Here is a 17,808-nt window from a genome sequence, read left to right as displayed (position 1 = left end):
TGAAAAGGGTAAGGAAGCAATAATGAAAGATAATAAAGAGTTAAATCAGAGCCGTAGAGATCTTCTCAAAGGCTTGACCACCGCAGCAGTTGCTGGAGCCGTAGTCGCTGGCACCACCAAAGCGGCTAGCGCTGCAGAATCTGTCGAAGTGAAACAAGACGAGAAGAAAACGGGTTATCACGAAACACAACATATTCGTGACTACTACGAAACACTATAGGAGCTAACCGATGAAACTAGTTAAACGCTCCGATACTGTGAGCAAAGAGCAAAACCAATTAGGTGTATCGCGACGCGCGTTCATGAAAAACAGCTCACTTGCTGCTGGTGGTGCCGTCGTAGGAGCGAGTTTGTTTGCTCCGGGTATGATCAAAAAAGCGCAGGCAAAATCGATTGATCCAAATGCAAAAACTGAGATCAAACGTACGATTTGTTCACACTGCTCGGTAGGTTGTGGGATCTACGCTGAAGTACAAAATGGCGTGTGGACAGGTCAAGAGCCGGCATTTGATCACCCGTTTAATGCTGGTGGACATTGTGCAAAAGGCGCTGCGTTGCGCGAACACGGCCACGGTGAACGTCGTCTTAAATACCCAATGAAGCTTGAAGGTGGTAAGTGGAAGAAGCTCTCTTGGGATCAAGCGATTGAAGAGATCGGTAACAAGGTCCTTGATATCCGTAAAGAGTCAGGCCCAGATTCCGTTTACTGGCTTGGCAGCGCGAAGCACAGTAACGAACAAGCGTATATGTTCCGTAAAATGGCCTCTCTATGGGGAACAAATAACGTTGACCACCAAGCGCGTATCTGTCACTCAACAACCGTAGCAGGTGTAGCAAACACTTGGGGTTACGGCGCGATGACAAACTCGTTCAATGACATGCATAACTGTAAGTCGATGCTATTCATTGGATCTAACCCTGCAGAAGCTCACCCGGTCGCGATGCAGCATATCCTGATCGCTAAAGAGAAGAACAACTGTAAGATCGTGGTGGCTGACCCGCGTCGCACGCGCACTGCGGCTAAATCGGACCACTATGTTTCACTTCGCCCGGGTTCAGATGTCGCATTCATCTGGGGCATTTTATGGCACGTTTTCGCGAATAAGTGGGAAGACAAAGAGTTCATCCGCCAACGCGTGTTTGGTATGGATGAGATCCGTGAAGAAGTCGCGAAGTGGAGCCCTGCGGAAGTGGAACGCGTGACTGGCGTAGCTGAAGCCGACGTATACAAAACCGCTAAACTGCTTTCAGAAAACCGTCCTGGGTGCGTGGTTTGGTGTATGGGGGGGACTCAACACACCACGGGTAACAACAACACACGTGCTTACTGTGTCCTTGAACTTGCGCTTGGCAACATGGGTAAATCTGGCGGCGGCGCGAATATCTTCCGCGGTCACGATAACGTGCAGGGGGCAACAGACCTTGGCGTTCTTTCTCATACTCTTCCTGGTTACTACGGCCTTTCAGATGGTGCATGGAAACACTGGTCTAAAGTCTGGGACCTTGAGCACGACTGGGTTCAGAAACGTTTTGACCAAAGTGAATACCGTGGCAAAAAGCCGATGAATAACATGGGTATTCCAGTATCGCGTTGGATCGACGGTGTCTTAGAGAACAAAGATAACATGGAGCAGAATGACAACATTCGCGCTATGTTCTACTGGGGTCACGCAGTCAACTCACAAACTCGTGGGGTGGAAATGCGTAAGGCCATGAAGAAACTCGATATGATGGTGATTGTTGACCCATACCCAACGGTCGCGGCAGTAATGAACGATCGCACCGACGATGTTTATCTTCTACCTGCAACAACTCAGTTTGAAACTTACGGCAGTGTCACCGCATCTAACCGCTCTATTCAGTGGCGTGACAAAGTCGTTGACCCTCTGTTTGATTCAAAACCTGACCACGAAATCATGTACTTGTTGACCAAAAAGCTCGGTTTTGCAGATCAGCTGTTCAAGAATGTGAAGGTGGAAAACAACCAACCTGTTATCGAAGACATTACCCGTGAATTTAACCGCGGTATGTGGACGATCGGTTACACAGGTCAAAGCCCAGAGCGTTTAAAAGCGCACCAACAGAACTGGCACACATTCCACAAAACGTCACTAGAAGCTGAAGGTGGTGTTGCTCACGGTGAAACCTACGGTCTACCTTGGCCATGTTGGGGGACACCGGAAATGAAGCACCCTGGTACGCATATTCTTTACGATACGTCTAAGCCAGTGGCTCAAGGGGGCGGTAACTTCCGCGCACGTTTTGGCGTTGAATTCGAAGGCACTAATATCCTTGCCGAAGATAGCTACTCAAAAGGCTGTGAAATCGAAGATGGCTACCCAGAATTTAGCGACAAACTGCTGAAATCTCTTGGTTGGTGGGATGATCTAACCGCTGAAGAAAAAGCAGCAGCGGAAGGTAAAAACTGGAAGACAGACCTATCTGGCGGTATTCAGCGTGTTGCAATCAAGCATGGCTGTATTCCTTTCGGTAACGCGAAAGCTCGCGCTGTGGTTTGGACTTTCCCTGACCGAGTACCACTTCACCGTGAGCCACTTTACACACCACGTCGTGACCTTGTTGCGGATTACCCAACATGGGACGACAGCGAGTCTATCTACCGTCTACCGACTATGTACAAGTCTATTCAAGATAAAGATGTATCGGGTGAGTACCCAATTATCCTAACCTCGGGTCGTCTGGTTGAGTACGAAGGTGGTGGTGAAGAGACGCGTTCAAACCCATGGCTAGCTGAGCTTCAACAAGAAATGTTTGTTGAGGTGAACCCGAAAGATGCCAATGACCTTGGCTTCAAAGATGGTGAAATGGTTTGGGTTGAAGGCGCAGAAAAAGGCCGCATCCATGTCAAAGCCATGGTCACGCGACGCGTTAAACCGGGTATGGCATTTATTCCATTCCACTTCGGCGGCAAGTTCCAAGGTGAAGATCTTCGCGGCAAATACCCAGAAGGTACGGACCCATATGTTATTGGTGAATCTGCCAACATCGCCACGACTTACGGTTATGACCCTGTCACGCAAATGCAGGAAACCAAAGTCACCCTATGTAACATTCGCAAAGCTTAAGGAGTCAACAAATGGCTAGAATGAAATTCCTTTGTGACACCAAGCGCTGTATCGAATGTAACGGCTGTGTCACTGCGTGTAAGAACGAAAACGATGACGCGTTAGAGTGGGGTATCCAACGTCGCCGAGTCGTTACTTTGAACGATGGTGAACCGGGTGAGAACTCGATTTCTGTTGCTTGTATGCACTGTACAGATGCACCTTGTATGGCGGTTTGTCCGGCGGACTGTTTCGAGCACACAGAAGATGGCATCGTGCTGCACAACAAAGATCTTTGTATCGGTTGTGGCTACTGCCTGTTTGCTTGTCCGTTTGGTGCACCGCAGTTCCCTAAACAGGAAGCGTTTGGTGAGCGCGGCAAAATGGACAAATGTACCTTCTGTGCAGGTGGCCCTGAAACGGAAGCGGGCTCGGTTGAAGAGCGTCAGAAGTACGGTGCGAACCGTATTGCTGAAGGTAAGCTGCCAATGTGTGCTTCACTATGTTCAACCAAAGCGCTGTTGGCCGGTGATGCTGAGAAGGTGTCTGACATCTTCCGTCAACGTGTTGTAGAGCGTGGTGCTAAAGGCGCTGGCTGGACTGACGGTAATGACTTGTCTTACGACGCAACGAAAAGCTAACACTGGAGAGATTCATGTTTTCAATGTTTAAACGTGCATCTCTTGTAATGCTGTCAATGATGGCAGCATTACTCTTTGCTTTATCGCTGCCTGCGCATGCTGAGCAAAAAGAGTCTGAAGTTGCACAACGTGAAATGACCCAATTGGCAGGCGCCGATTTCTGGCGTCAAGTTCGTCAAGGCGAAGAGGGCTACACGACGTCTCAGTTCCCTGAGCATGGAATGCTAATCAGTACCCCAGGTCAAACCTGGTACATTCTGAAAGAGAAATGGATGTCACCAGCGGGAGCTGTGGCGATTTTCGGTAGTATCGCTTTCGTTACCTTAATGTATATAGTCATTGGTCCGCTTATGTTAAGTGCGCCAAGAACAGGCAAAAAGATCAAACGCTGGTCTCGGTTGGATCGTGCCTTGCACTGGAGTATGGCCTTTACCTTCTTAACACTCGCGTTTAGCGGGCTGATGTTGGTTTACGGCAAACATTTCCTTAAGCCGTACATTCCATCAGAGCTTTGGGGCTTCATCATCATGTTGGCGAAGCAATACCATAACTACATTGGCCCTATCTTCTATGTGTTACTGCTATGCGTGCTGATTAAGTGGTGGCGCAAGTCGATCTTTAAGAAGGTGGATATCACTTGGTTTATGAAGCTCGGTGGCATGGTGGGTAAACACAAAGGCTCACACCCATCAGCGGAGTTCTCAAATGCAGGTGAAAAAGCGTTGTTCTGGCTACTCATCGTAGTCGGGTCTGTCGTAGCGCTAAGTGGCCTAGTGTTAGATTTCCCAATCTTTGGCCAGACCCGCCGTGATATGGAATTGTCGAACCTTGTCCACATGTTAGCGGCTCTGATCCTTATTTGTGGCTTTGTGTTCCACATCTATATCGGTCTGTTCGGTATGGAAGGGGCACTTGAAGGAATGGTCACCGGTGAAGTGGATGAGACTTGGGCGAAAGAGCACCATGATCTTTGGTACCAAGAGATGATGGAAAAAGAGCGGAATGAACTAAAGCAGTCAGTGGCACCGGAAGTAAAAGGAGAACAATCCCATGAGCAAGCCTAATAAAGGGATTTGGGTGGCGTACATTCTGAGTTGTTTCACGCCATTTACTTGTCTTATTTCTGGCGTGATTGCCATTGTGTACGCGGGTTACCGTTTAGACAAAGGGGAAGATGGGGAGATCATCGATTCGCACTATTACGGGCTTATACGTACTTTTTTCCTCAACTTGACCTATTTTGTCGTACTGATCATTACTGTTGCTACCTCAAACGGCGTTCTCATCGGTTTAAACGATTATTGGTATCAAAGTAATATCATTGACCAGATTGCTTATTACATCCCATACGTTGGATTGCTGTTTGGACTAGCGGCCATAGCGATTTGGTTTGTGCGGATGTTCCAAGGAATGAAAAAGCTGCAAGCGAATGAACCGTTTAGCCTAACTAAAGGTCCGAACTTATAATGTTAACAAGCCCCGTAATGCGGGGCTTTTGTTTAATTGCACCCAATTGGTGTGCATTCAAATGGTGCGAAATCACCAAAGTAGTGCATTTTTATGCACTTTCTATTTAAATACCCTTCAAACTTACCCTGCCAAAAACTTGTTTATATCTTTATAAATCAAAATGATATGTTTAATTTATAATATTATCGTTTTATGGCATAAACATTGCGATGTGTACGTCTCACTAAATTAATCACCAAAACGGTGAAAACAATAATCCAGCGCTGTGCAAAGCATGGAAAAGGAGACAATAAGCAATGAGCCTAGATGCCAGTCAGGTACACGGAGCGGTACAAACCCTGACCCAAAGTTCAGACACACTTTTTTTATTACTCGGTGCAATCATGGTGTTTTTGATGCACGCAGGATTTGCATTCTTGGAAGTGGGGACAGTTAGGCACAAGAACCAAGTCAATGCCTTGGTTAAAATTCTCGCCGATTTTGGCATTTCTGCACTCGCGTATTTCTTTATTGGTTACTGGGTGGCTTACGGTGCGAATTTCTTTGCAGACGCAGAAACCTTATCTCAAGGGAATGGTTATGAACTGGTGAAGTTCTTCTTTTTGTTAACGTTTGCGGCCGCTATCCCCGCGATTGTCTCTGGTGGCATTGCCGAACGAGCACGCTTCTATCCAGTTCTGATAGCGACTTTCTTTACCGTCGGTTTAGTCTATCCAGTATTCGAAGGCATGATTTGGAATGGCAATTTTGGTTTGCAAGAGTGGTTTGAAACCCAGTTCGGCTACGGTTTTCACGACTTTGCTGGATCGGTCGTTGTTCACGGTGTCGGCGGTTGGATTGCACTGGTCGCTGTCCTGTTTTTGGGTATGCGTAAGGGCCGCGTAAGAGCAGGGAAGCACACGAACTTTGCGCCTTCTAACATTCCATTTTTAGCCTTAGGCGCTTGGATTCTCTGCGTAGGCTGGTTCGGCTTTAACGTAATGTCTGCACAAACATTGGACGGGATCAGTGGCTTGGTTGCGATGAACTCATTGATGGCCATGGTTGGAGGGATCGTCGCGGCATTAATTGCGGGGAAGAATGACCCAGGATTTATCCACAATGGTCCTCTAGCGGGCTTAGTCGCGGTGTGTGCGGGCTCCGACCTAATGCATCCAATTGGTGCGCTGATTACTGGTTCGGTCGCAGGTGTGCTATTTGTTTTCCTGTTCACTTATCTACAAAACAAAACCAAGATAGATGACGTGCTCGGCGTTTGGCCTCTGCACGGCGTCTGTGGTGCTTGGGGCGGTATAGCGGCAGGCATATTTGGCTCACAAAGTCTTGGCGGTTTAGGAGGAGTTAGCCTAACCGTACAAATTCTTGGAACTCTTGCGGGTATCTTTGTGGCTGTGGTTGGTGCTTTGGCAGTCTATGGAATCATAAATAGCATTACCGGACTGAGACTGTCAGAAGAGGATGAATACAAGGGTGCCGATTTAGCAATACATCGAATTACATCGACCAATGAAGAGTAATAGTTAACTTGTATTAGTCAATTGAAAGCCGTCAATCTAGTGATAGATAGGCGGCTTTATTATATCTATTGATAAAACCTTCAATAACGTCTGGAAAACTCTGATTTCAAAGCCATACTAAAATTTATAAACCCAATTTACTTGTCATCACATTGAAGTGGTTTAAGGAAGTGTAATGAAATTAGGATTCAAAAATTTACTCCTACTATCAATCGTAGGGCTAGTCGTCTTTTCTATTGTTATCTCTAGCTACATCTCATACCAAAAGCAAAAGAGCACACTTGAGGAGATGATTACCGCGAAAAACCAGGAGTACGCTCAAAATCAAGCCGCTCAAATTGAAAACAATCTTAACGAAAAAGTGGCCGGCTTAGATAAGCTGGGCAAAGTATTTGACCAAAAACCGATCGAAGGCACTGAAGCTGACTTCATTGAAATGACAAAGATCATTGCGGGTTCTATGAACCTAAACAGTTCGGTTGTGGCATTTACCAATGGCGATGCCTACTGGAATCAAACTGCGAACACATGGCCAAACCATAAGTATGATGGTGATGTTAATACACGCAGTTGGTTCCAGCATGGTAGAAAAAGCCCTACGGCTGCGATGACGGAACCGTATTTAAGTAGTGATGGTGATACATATTGGATATCCATTGTTAGAAAGACACCGAATGGCATGGTATCTGTCGATATGCAACTGAGTTTTTTGAACGAGATTGTCAAACAGGCCAGTGTTACTCCTGGTTCTACTGCGATGATCATTAACCATGACAAGACCATTCTCGCTTCATCAAACCAAGAGGTGAAGGCTGGTGACAAAACTGACAAGTATGCTTGGCTAGATGATGTAACAAACAGATCATTAAACCAACTCACTACCCAGTCAGACATCGATAATCAATTGTTTTTCTCTCACCAAATCAACATCGCTGATAAGAGTTGGTACTTTATTGCCAGTGTCGATAAAGAGCTTGCCTTTGCCGACCTTTATGACGCTCAGACCAATGCCATTATCACGGCGGTTGTCGCTACGGTAGTGAGCGCAGTGATTGCGCTTGTGATTCTAAATGTCTTGTATCGACCAATTTTGGCTCTAAAAGAGACCATTGTTGGCCTGAGTCAAGGTAATGGTGATTTAACTCGCCGGATCGATGTCACCAATAATGATGACTTGGGACAAATATCTCAAGGGGTTAATGATTTTATTGCGAGCTTGCAGTCGATGCTATTAGAGATCAGAGAGGTTACCAATAGCTTGAATAGTAATGTGGATGAGCTGCAAAACCAAAGCACACGCAACAGTGACATCTTACAAAACCATGTTCAAGAGACCGAACAGATTGTTACAGCCATTGAAGAGATGAACTCGACTGCGGACTCTATGGCAACGGATGCTGCTAATACCGCGCAGCTGACTCATAAGGCTAATGAGGCGAGCAGCGCTTCGAAAAATACCGTCAATCAAGCACAGCATAACGTCGAGCAGCTTGTTGAAGACGTAAGTAACTCATCCACTGCGGTGAACAATATGGCCAAAGAGTCAGAGGAGATTTCTAACGTACTTGAGGTTATCGGGGAGATTGCAGAGCAAACAAACTTATTAGCGCTCAATGCTGCAATAGAAGCTGCACGAGCGGGTGAGCAGGGAAGAGGGTTTGCCGTTGTTGCCGATGAAGTAAGAAAACTCGCGAGCAGAACCAAAGATAGTACAGAAGAGATTGAAGCTGCTCTAAACAGTTTGAAACACCAAAGCCAGTCGGTGGTGGGGTCGATGGAAACTACGAAGCAGAAATGTACTCAAACGGCAGAAGGGGCGGGAGAGGTCTCTGAAAGCTTGGATGTTATGACTCAGTTTGTCACAGACATCAATGATTTGAGTACACAGATTGCAACCGCCGCTGAGGAGCAAAGTAGTGTAACTCAAGAGTTGAGTAGAAACATGACATCCATTAACGATATCGTTGGTGAGCTCGATGTCAATGGTCAACAGGCGGTAGAAAATGCCCGGAACATTTCTGCGATGAATCAACGTTTAGCCTCTATCATAAGCCGATTCAAGCTAGATTAACTTAAGTAGCAGGCATGCATAGTTTACCTTTGCTCCAAGGTAAACTATGCACGTCATCACAGTTTATCTTTTTATTTCGGCCACTTTCGACCATGGTCTAATCAGTACAACTATTGAAGGTTTTCGTTCAATGCTAAGCTTGCAGCATCATTAAAATGTTATAGCCAAGGATGTTGTATGAAATTCCCTTATCGTAATGTAGTGATTCTTACAGGCGCTGGTATTTCGGCTGAATCAGGAATTCAAACTTTCCGAGCTCAGGATGGGTTATGGGAAGATCACCGAATTGAAGACGTAGCAACTCCCGAAGGCTTTGAACGTAACCCTGACTTGGTGCAAGACTTTTACAATCAACGTCGTATCAAACTCCAAGCTCCTGAGATCAAACCTAATCCAGCGCATATTGCATTAGGCAAGCTCGAAAAGGAGCTAGAAGGTAGTGTTACTATCATTACGCAGAATATCGACAATCTTCATGAGCGCGGTGGTAGCAATAACATCATTCACATGCATGGTGAGCTGATGAAAGCGCGCTGTAGTGAATCTAATCAAGTTATCGAAGAGAAAGGCGAAATTCACACCGGAGATTTATGCCACTGTTGTCAGATTCCTTCACAGCTGAGGCCACATGTCGTTTGGTTTGGTGAAATGCCGTTACGTATGGGCGAGATTTATGCCGCTTTAGAGCAAGCAGATTTGTTTGTGTCTATCGGTACCTCAGGAGTGGTGTATCCCGCAGCAGGCTTTGTACACGACGCCAAAATGCATGGCGCGCATACGATAGAGATTAACCTAGAGCCAAGCGCGGTAGAAAGTGAATTTGAAGAGAAGCGTTACGGCAAAGCCAGTATAGAGGTGGTGAAACTGGTTGAAGAAATCTTAGCGCTACAACAACCACAAGTTAAGCATGCGTAACATCTAGTATCCAGCATCTAAGTATAATAAAACGCTCAACGTTTACGTTGAGCGTTTTTCATTTCATACATCGCTTTATCGGTGCGTTCTATTGCCTCAAATAGTGATGTCCGATTTGAATGTTCAATTCCATAGCTAAATTTAATCGGCTCAGCGAGAAGTGCTTGCTTGACGGTAGCTACGAAACTTTGACCGCGCTCAGGCAAGCACAACACAACAAACTCGTCACCACCAATACGAAACGCTTGCTCACTTGGGTGAACCGTTTGCTTTAATACATTGGCAAATCGGGCGATCAACATATCTCCGACTAAATGACCTTCCGAGTCATTGATGGCTTTTAGACCATCCAAGTCGATAAAAACGAGGTCAAAAGTCTCTAATTGAATATCATGAAGCTTCTTGCGGTTATGAAGTCCTGTTAACTCATCCAGCATGGCATTTTCTTCTGCCTTGTTAACCAGTTTAGTGATGCCAAATGCCAAAAATAAGAATGATAGTTGCAGTAAGCCATCTTCCATCAAGGAATCGGTCATTGGATGTGCTGCCGCCATATCATTAAAGAAGGTAATCTCGGTGACAACTTCATAAAAGCTATTGAATATCAGCAGGCCTATACCGTATTTAATCAGCCTGTTGGAGCGAATGGGTCCGCGTGATATGTAAGCGAGGTAAATTACCAGGATCAAGGTGTTGGTCTCGAACAGCAGGTCGTAGCGCGAATCAACAGACAAAAAATGGCTAACGACCAGTAAGGAGAGCTGGGCGACAATGAGCAACGAAATGAAGAAAAGGGTGACTCTGTACATGGTCCTCTCAAACTAATAAAGCGGCGTATGCCGCTTTATTAAGTGTAAGATATTTCTATTAGTTATCTACTTTAAGTTTTTGGAAGTATTCGTCGTATAGAACGCTTGCTTCACCCACTTCGTCTTGCCATGTGCCACTTTCCATTACTTCTTGAGGAGGGAAAATGCTCGGGTCATTAGCAAACTCTTTTGGCAATAGGTCGTGTGCCGTTGCGACAGGAGTAGGGTAGCCAATCTCAAGAGCTATCTTCGCTGCATTTTCAGGGCGAAGCAGGAAGTCGATCATCTTATGAGCGGCGTCTACATTTTTAGCGCCTGCTGGAATCGCTAGGCTATCCATCCAGAAGATTGCGCCTTTTTCTGGCCAAATGATATCAATGGATGCGCCTTCTTGACGAGCCATATACGCTGAGCCATTCCACAGCATACCGAGTGATACTTCACCCGCTAGGTATGGGTTAGCAGGGAAGTCTGAGTTAAATACCAATACATTTGGCATTAGTTTTTTCAGCTCTTCATATGCGGCTTTGATTTCGTCTGGGTCAGTCGTATTTGGCGAGTAACCAAGCTTAGTTAGTGCAATATGGAACACTTCACGAGAGTCATCCATTAGCATTAGCTGACCTTCCCATTTGCTGTCCCAGAAGTCATCCCACTTAGTCACTGAATCGCTGTCTAGCATATCCGAGTTAATACCAATGCCAGTTGCACCCCAGATATAAGGGATAGAGTAACTGTTGTTAGGGTCAAACGGCTTGTTAAGGAAGTTGGCATCGAGATCGGCAAAATGAGAAAGCTTCTCTTTGTCGATTTTCTGCAGCATGCCTTCTTTACGCATCTTTGATACGAAGTAAGTAGACGGTACTACTAAATCGTAACCAGAACCCTGAGTCTTAAGCTTTGCGTACATGCTTTCGTTAGACTCGTAAGTTGAGTAGATAACTTTGATTCCAGTTTCTTTCGTAAAGTCTTCAAGAACTTCATTAGGAATGTATTCAGACCAGTTATAGAAGTAGAGTTCTTGATCAGCAGCCATTGCAGGAGAAGCGATTAAACTCGCTGCGCACAGTGCGCTTGCATAGAATTTACTTTTCATTATTTTTCCGTTTTATCTTTGCTTTTCCAGCATCTAGCCATTCCTAGCGACATACTCTGAAAAAGCAGTGAGTTAATCTGCTTGTTAAGGACAACAAGCCGTGCAAACAGAAATTATATCAGCCAATTACGAAAATAGGCAGCCAAGGCTGCCTATTTTCATGATTTAAAGAGCGCTTATTGGCCCGCTTTCAATTTCAGAAAGTACTCTTCGTACTTAACGGTTAAATCACCTACTGAATCTTGCCATTCAACGCGATCCAAATCTTCTTGTGAAGGAAATAGGGGGGCGACGTCTTTAAATTTAGCATTAGATTCAGCGACGGCTGTCAAATACCCTGTATCGCGGGAAATCTGCTCAGCTATTTCTGGACGTAGCAAGAAGTCGATCATCTTATGAGCTGCCTCTACATTCTTCGCGCCTGAAGAAATCGCGAAGTTGTCAACCCAACCAATGCCGCCTTCTTTAGGGAAAACCAATTTTAGATTCATCCCTTCATTTTGTGCTGCTGCCGCACTGCCATTCCACAACATACCCACACCGACTTCACCTGACATGTAAGGTGCGCCCGGGTTATCCGAGTTGAACACGAGTACGTTTGGCATGAGTTTTTGCAATTCGGCGTAGGCTTCATCGATCTGCTGAGGATCGGTCGAGTTACCTGAGTAGCCTAATTTACGCAACGCAATGTGGAACACCTCGCGAGTATCATCCATCAGCATCAGTTGGCCTTCGAGCTCTGGGTTCCAAAGATCTGCCCAACTTGTGAAGTCATTGGGATCATACATGTCTGCGTTTACCGCTAAACCAGTGATTGCGACTACGTGTGGGATAGAGTAGTCGTTATTAGGGTCATAAGGCTTATCTAAGTAATTCTTATCTAGGTTAGAGAAGTTACTTAGCTTAGTCTTATCTATCTTTTGTAGCATGCCTTCATCGCGCATCTTTGCAACGAAATAGGTAGAAGGCACCACCAAGTCGTAACCTTGATTATGTGTTTTTAGCTTTGCATACAGAGTTTCATTTGACTCGTACGTTGAGTAAATGACTTTAATGCCAGTTTCTTTAGTGAACTGCTCTAGGATATGACTGTTGATGTAAGGTCCCCAGTTCATAAACACTAATTCTTTATTTTCGTCCGCTGCAACTGAACCCGAGAACAGAGAAAGCGCACATGCACTACCAGCTAATAAAGTAGCCCATTTTTTCATTGACGTTAGCTCCAAACCAAACGCACCCCTTAAAGGGATTGGATAAAAAAACAGAATGGTTGATAACCATTCTGTTTCACAGTAAATAATGCTTTATTACTTCACTTTTTCACGTGCGAGCAATTGAGAAATGATCACCAGCGTAAGTGAAACAATCAGCATTACCGTTGCTAGGGCATTGACCTCAGGGGAAATACCCACTTTAACCATTGAGTAGATCTTCAATGGCAAAATTTCATATGTTGGCCCCGTCACAAATGAACTGATGATGACATCGTCGAGTGACAAGGTGAAGCTAAGCAACCACCCCGCAGCAACCGCTGGTTTCGCAAGTGGTAGAATAATTTGCTTCAAAATTACCCATTCACTAGCACCGAGATCTTTTGCCGCCTCTAGCATTTTGACGTCAAAACCGTTGAGTCGGCTGTATACCGAGACTACAACGAATGGCAGACAAAAAGTGATATGCGCGACCAGCAGGGTAAAGAACCCGAGTTGCGCACCTAGCACTAGGAACAAAGCTAAAAGTGAAATCGCCATTACAATATCTGGCGACATCATCACTACAAATAGCATGCCGTTGACGATGCCTTTACCTTTAAAACTGTATCGAAATAGTGCGACTGCCGTTAGGCTGCCAATAATGGTAGCCGCCGTCGCAGAAAATACAGCGACATTGAGCGAGTGCCACGCGGCCTGCATTAAGCTGTCGTTGTTGATTAAGGTTTCATACCACTTGGTGGTAAATCCGCCCCATTTCATACCAAACTTATTGGCGTTAAACGAATTCACAATTAACACGATGATTGGCAAGTACAAAAAGGCGTACACCAATGTCATAAAGCTAAATCTAACTGTACGTCCCATCAGTCTAGCTCCACTTTCTTATTCAATAATTTACCCGCTCTGTAATAGGCATAAAGCATGATCGCCATGGCAATCGTAAGAGCAATACTGGTTGCTGCACCAAATGGCCAATCTCGTGCATTTAACACCTGGCTCTTAATCACATTACCGATAAGCAAGTTCTTCGCACCACCCAGTAGGTCAGAGATGTAGAACATCCCCAAAGCTGGCAGCAACACCAGTAAACAGCCGCCAATAATTCCAGGCATAGTTAACGGCAACGTCACCTTGGTAAAGATTTGGAACTTATTCGCCCCCAAGTCTTTTGCTGCTTCCGTATAGGTATGATCAAGCTTTTCAATCGCAGAATAGAGCGGCAAAATCATGAAAGGCAGCAAAATGTATACAAGGCCAATCATGACTGCAGTCTCTGTGTACATTAGGCGAATAGGCTTATCAATAATTTCCATCGCTATTAGGGACTTGTTTAAAATGCCTTGAGTGCCAAGGACAATTTTTAATCCATAAGTACGAATCAGAGAATTGGTCCAAAATGGAACAATCACCAAAAACAACATGATTGGTCGCCACTTCTCTGGCATTTTGGCGACGATATACGCAAACGGATAACCAATAACCAAACAGATCATGGTTGCAATAATTGCCATGTAGAATGAATGCCACAATACCTTAGCGTACAGTGGATCCATCAAGCGCCAGTAGTTGTCCAACGTAAATGTCATTTCAATCAGGTTCGCTTCATCACGAGTTAAGAAGCTAGTACCGATAATCATTACATTGGGAATTAAAACGAAAAGCGTCAGCCAACCAACAATCAGCGCGATGATTGCGTTCTGAAGATTAAACTTCGATGCTTTCATTGAGTACAACCTCCCAGCTCTCTACCCAAGTAATCGCAACTTTTTGACCTAGAGAATGGTCTACGTCTGGATCGTCTTCGTTAAAGAACTCGCTCACCATCACGCGCATACCAGATTCCAGCTCGATAACCGAATCCAACGTCATACCTTTATAAGTACGCTCTGTCACATGGCCGACAATGCCACGCTGCTCAGATTCTTTGATCTCTTCAATACGGAGATCCTCTGGGCGAAGTAGGACTTGAAGCTTGTCACCGGCTTGCGCTTCTTTATCGTAATAAACAACCGATTCCACACCTTCAATCTTCGCGCGAATTCGTTTTTCATCGATTCGCTCAATCATAGTGGCGTTGAACACGTTGATTTCACCGATGAAACGAGCAACAAACAGGTTCTTTGGTTCTTCATAAATCTCGCGTGGCGATCCGTCTTGCTCAACTACACCATCACGCATAACAATGATGCGATCAGACATAGAGAGTGCTTCTTCTTGGTCGTGAGTAACGAAGATAAAGGTAATACCCAACTGACGCTGTAGCTGCTTCAATTCGATCTGCATTTGTTTACGAAGCTTGTAATCCAGAGCAGACAAAGACTCATCTAAAAGTAGGACTTTTGGCTTGTTTACGACCGCGCGAGCGATTGCGATGCGTTGTTGTTGGCCGCCAGATAGCTGATGAGGTTTACGCTGAGCCATTTTCTCTAGACGCACCATACGCAGCGCTTCTAGGACACGAGGCTCGATATCAGCAGTTGGTACTTTCTGCATGCGCAGACCAAACGCAACGTTTTCAAATACTGTCATGTGAGGGAAGAGCGCATAACTTTGAAAAACAGTGTTAACGTGTCTTTGTTCAGCAGGGACCTGAGTAACAGTTTGACCATCAAGAATAATGTCACCGTTATCAGCTGTTTCGAAGCCAGCAATCATTCTAAGTACGGTGGTTTTACCGCAACCCGATGGACCAAGTATGGTTAAAAACTCACCATGGTTTACATCTAGACTAAGATTACCGATGATTTCCTTGCCATCGAAACTTTTACTGATTCCAGTTAGACGAATAACTGGCTGTCCTGCTTGTTGTTTAACGTTCAACGTCTGTTTTTCTCCCACATTAACCATTTTTCACAATGGCCCGTAGTTACACAAAATAGAGGCGCGCATCATAATCACCAAAAGTGTGAAATCAAAGCATTTTCTTACCCAGAAACAGAAATATTTTTGTAGGTAAAAGTAAACTTTTCTTACCATACTCTCTCTATACCTTTTAAGGCTGTTGAAGTAGGGTATTTTTGTCTCAGAATCAGTCGTCTAGACAAAGTGGATGCGTTTAGTGGTCAATTATCAACCATAAAAGCGAGAAAGCAAGTTATTGGCGGAGATTGGATTTTAGACTTGATGACGTTTCAGTATAATGTCGCCCAATTGCAACGTCGCATGGACCAACAAGTGGCTTAACTAGTGATTAAGCATCGGAATTAATAATGAGTAACGACATAGAAAAAGATTTTAATTTAGGTGGGAGCATTGAGCGTGCGCTATCTGGGAAGTACGAACTCAAAGCAGGAGACGTATTAAAAGAAGCGTGGAACCACACCGTTAAAAACTTTTTATCCTTTTCTCCTGCAATCGTATTGTTGATCGTATTGCAGTTTGCGATTTTCTTCTTAGCTCTCAAGCTTCAATTGGGAAACCCTGGGGTTATTATTGACGCCTTTACTAGCCCTGATGCGTTTGACCCGAGCATTATCAACGCAATCATGGTTGCCAACTTTAGCTACGAAGTGGTGAGCGCCCCTATTTATGCTGGGATCAGTCTGATGGCGATGAGCCATGCCGCAGGGCTGGCCACTAAACCGCGACACATCGCTAAAGGACTTCAATTTACTATCCCGGTGATTATCGCCACACTTGCGAGCCTGGTTTTGCAAGGCGTTGCTTCAATGCTACTGCCGTTTTTGTCATTGTACTTATCCCTTGCATTCAGCAACTCCATTCTGCTTATCTGTGAAAAGCAAGTTCCTCCAATGCAATCTTTGTTGCTGTCATTAAGAGCAGTCAACAAGAAGATTCTTCCATTGGCGGCCATCTATTTCTTTATTTCGATAATGTTTGTGATTGGCGTGATGTTTTACGGTCTTGGGCTGATTTTTGTGATGCCGTTTTTCTTCCACGCTAAAGGCATCATTTATCGCAATATGTTTGGGATTAAGCTGAAAATTATCGCTTCAGACCGCCCTAAAGATGAAGATGACAACGACAATGATTCACAAGTGTTCAATGCGTAACAGTGAATGAGGCGTTTATGCTGCCGCTGGCGTTTCGGTCAGCGGCAGTTTTTGTTTGTCCACGTAAAGACTCTCAGCGTGGTGAGGCATAGGTCACCGACTTGCAAAGCATGATTAGTCATAATCGACCATTCTTGGAAGCTCCTTCTTGAGCCAACATAGACGAGTGAACTCCACTTAATAAACAATATATAAGACTATAAATTCAATGAAGAAATTACCGTTAGCCCTTTTAACCGCGACATTGAGCTTGACCGCCTCCATTCCAAGCCATGCTCAAGAATACATGTTCACCTACTCAAAGCTTTTCTCTCACATGAAGCAAAATGCGAAAGAAGGGCACGACGACGTTAAAGTTGGCTTTTTTTTCCTAAATGCGAACACCAAGCAACTGTGTAACATCGAAAAAGCTTGGATGGAAAAAGAAGAGCATTACGAAGAGCTGAAAATCTCGCCTTACAATGAGGTCATTGTTCCGCTCGACAACAATTTGCGCTCAGCCAATCCATTAGTATTTGTTCATACCCCAATGGATATGCGATGTGACTTCTCTATGGTGGTAATGACTAAAGAGCCAATGAATGGGCAGGTTACTTATCAAGAAGTAGAAGTTTTGCTTCCACAAATGCAAGCCATTTTGGAGCAACTCGGCGGGATGTTTGCTAGTTGGTTTACACCTGATGTTGAAGGGGTGACCTTAGAATTTCCCAACAAACTCAATTCTACGATTCAGTTTTCTAACGGCAATAGCAAAGCGATTATCGACGGAAAAGTGCAAGTCTCACTGGCCGAAATTGGTGAAGGTGGCAGCATGACTCTTCCGCAGGAGACCGCGCGAGTTCTACCATATTTACCTAAAGCGAACTAGCTTCTGAAGGGCCGATTAAAGGCCCTTTTCTATACGTCTTATTTGTTCTCCCCTCAAACTGTGCACTGCATCGTCGCAATAGTCAGCGACTTTTCCATGTTGAATCCGTCACAAACATTTAATCCTAAT

The 17,808-nt window shown here is 44.9% G+C and carries 16 protein-coding genes; 10 read left to right on the top strand and 6 right to left on the bottom strand.

All coding sequences use genetic code 11. From position 1 onward, the window contains the following. The first annotated feature begins 22 nt into the window (after positions 1-22). The 8 genes from RH45_RS17190 (at position 23) to cobB (ending at position 9,679) form a co-directional block, all read left to right on the top strand. On the top strand, positions 23-220 hold the full coding sequence (locus RH45_RS17190) for a twin-arginine translocation signal domain-containing protein (protein WP_008079492.1): 198 nt from the start codon (positions 23-25) through the stop codon (positions 218-220). A 10-nt stretch (positions 221-230) separates the two neighbouring features. Then, complete coding sequence (locus RH45_RS17185) at positions 231-3,086, top strand: formate dehydrogenase subunit alpha (protein ID WP_008079491.1); 2,856 nt, start codon at positions 231-233, stop codon at positions 3,084-3,086. Between the two features lie 11 nt (positions 3,087-3,097). Then, entirely contained in the window at positions 3,098-3,706 is a 609-nt protein-coding gene (gene fdh3B / locus RH45_RS17180; protein ID WP_004745954.1) for a formate dehydrogenase FDH3 subunit beta, read from the top strand. Between the two features lie 14 nt (positions 3,707-3,720). Further along, positions 3,721-4,770 (top strand): formate dehydrogenase subunit gamma, encoded by a 1,050-nt coding sequence (locus RH45_RS17175; RefSeq protein ID WP_008079488.1) that lies wholly within the window; start codon positions 3,721-3,723, stop codon positions 4,768-4,770. Further along, the gene (locus tag RH45_RS17170; protein ID WP_008079486.1) at positions 4,757-5,173 is read left to right on the top strand and encodes a hypothetical protein; all 417 of its coding nucleotides are present in this window, start codon (positions 4,757-4,759) and stop codon (positions 5,171-5,173) included. The genes RH45_RS17175 and RH45_RS17170 overlap by 14 nt, the downstream gene beginning before the upstream one ends. Before the next feature lie 299 nt (positions 5,174-5,472). Beyond that, the gene (locus tag RH45_RS17165; protein ID WP_008079484.1) at positions 5,473-6,693 is read left to right on the top strand and encodes an ammonium transporter; all 1,221 of its coding nucleotides are present in this window, start codon (positions 5,473-5,475) and stop codon (positions 6,691-6,693) included. A 175-nt stretch (positions 6,694-6,868) separates the two neighbouring features. Continuing rightward, a complete protein-coding gene (locus RH45_RS17160) occupies positions 6,869-8,764 on the top strand; it encodes a methyl-accepting chemotaxis protein (RefSeq protein ID WP_008079482.1) in 1,896 nt (631 codons plus the stop codon). A 177-nt stretch (positions 8,765-8,941) separates the two neighbouring features. Further along, complete coding sequence (gene cobB, locus RH45_RS17155) at positions 8,942-9,679, top strand: Sir2 family NAD+-dependent deacetylase (protein ID WP_008079480.1); 738 nt, start codon at positions 8,942-8,944, stop codon at positions 9,677-9,679. A gap of 35 nt (positions 9,680-9,714) precedes the next feature. Here cobB and RH45_RS17150 read toward each other — a convergent pair whose 3' ends face one another. The 6 genes from RH45_RS17150 to potA form a co-directional block, all read right to left on the bottom strand. Continuing rightward, the gene (locus RH45_RS17150) at positions 9,715-10,488 is read right to left on the bottom strand and encodes a GGDEF domain-containing protein (protein ID WP_008079478.1); all 774 of its coding nucleotides are present in this window, start codon (positions 10,486-10,488) and stop codon (positions 9,715-9,717) included. Between the two features lie 58 nt (positions 10,489-10,546). Then, positions 10,547-11,584: an extracellular solute-binding protein gene (locus tag RH45_RS17145; RefSeq protein WP_008079476.1), complete on the bottom strand. Its 1,038-nt coding sequence runs from the start codon at positions 11,582-11,584 to the stop codon at positions 10,547-10,549. Positions 11,585-11,760: 176 nt separating this feature from the next. After that, complete coding sequence (locus tag RH45_RS17140; RefSeq protein WP_008079475.1) at positions 11,761-12,795, bottom strand: extracellular solute-binding protein; 1,035 nt, start codon at positions 12,793-12,795, stop codon at positions 11,761-11,763. 96 nt (positions 12,796-12,891) lie between these two features. Next, complete coding sequence (gene potC / locus RH45_RS17135; protein WP_008079473.1) at positions 12,892-13,662, bottom strand: spermidine/putrescine ABC transporter permease PotC; 771 nt, start codon at positions 13,660-13,662, stop codon at positions 12,892-12,894. Beyond that, a complete protein-coding gene (gene potB, locus RH45_RS17130) occupies positions 13,662-14,522 on the bottom strand; it encodes a spermidine/putrescine ABC transporter permease PotB (RefSeq protein WP_008079471.1) in 861 nt (286 codons plus the stop codon). Before potB ends, potC begins: the two co-directional genes overlap by 1 nt. Beyond that, positions 14,503-15,636 carry a spermidine/putrescine ABC transporter ATP-binding protein PotA gene (potA, locus tag RH45_RS17125; protein ID WP_008079470.1) on the bottom strand — a complete coding sequence of 378 codons (1,134 nt, stop codon included), beginning with the start codon at positions 15,634-15,636 and terminating at the stop codon, positions 14,503-14,505. The genes potB and potA overlap by 20 nt, the downstream gene beginning before the upstream one ends. A gap of 371 nt (positions 15,637-16,007) precedes the next feature. Between potA and RH45_RS17120 the strand changes: the two genes are divergently transcribed. Both RH45_RS17120 and RH45_RS17115 read left to right on the top strand, forming a co-directional pair. Continuing rightward, positions 16,008-16,811 (top strand): DUF2189 domain-containing protein, encoded by an 804-nt coding sequence (locus RH45_RS17120; protein ID WP_008079467.1) that lies wholly within the window; start codon positions 16,008-16,010, stop codon positions 16,809-16,811. A gap of 208 nt (positions 16,812-17,019) precedes the next feature. Beyond that, entirely contained in the window at positions 17,020-17,679 is a 660-nt protein-coding gene (locus RH45_RS17115; RefSeq protein WP_008079465.1) for a DUF2987 domain-containing protein, read from the top strand. Positions 17,680-17,808 lie beyond the last annotated feature (129 nt).

Origin of the sequence: Vibrio sinaloensis DSM 21326 (assembly GCF_000189275.1) — a bacterium.
Lineage (GTDB): Bacteria > Pseudomonadota > Gammaproteobacteria > Enterobacterales > Vibrionaceae > Vibrio > Vibrio sinaloensis.
This window is presented reverse-complemented; position numbering and strand designations above follow the sequence as displayed.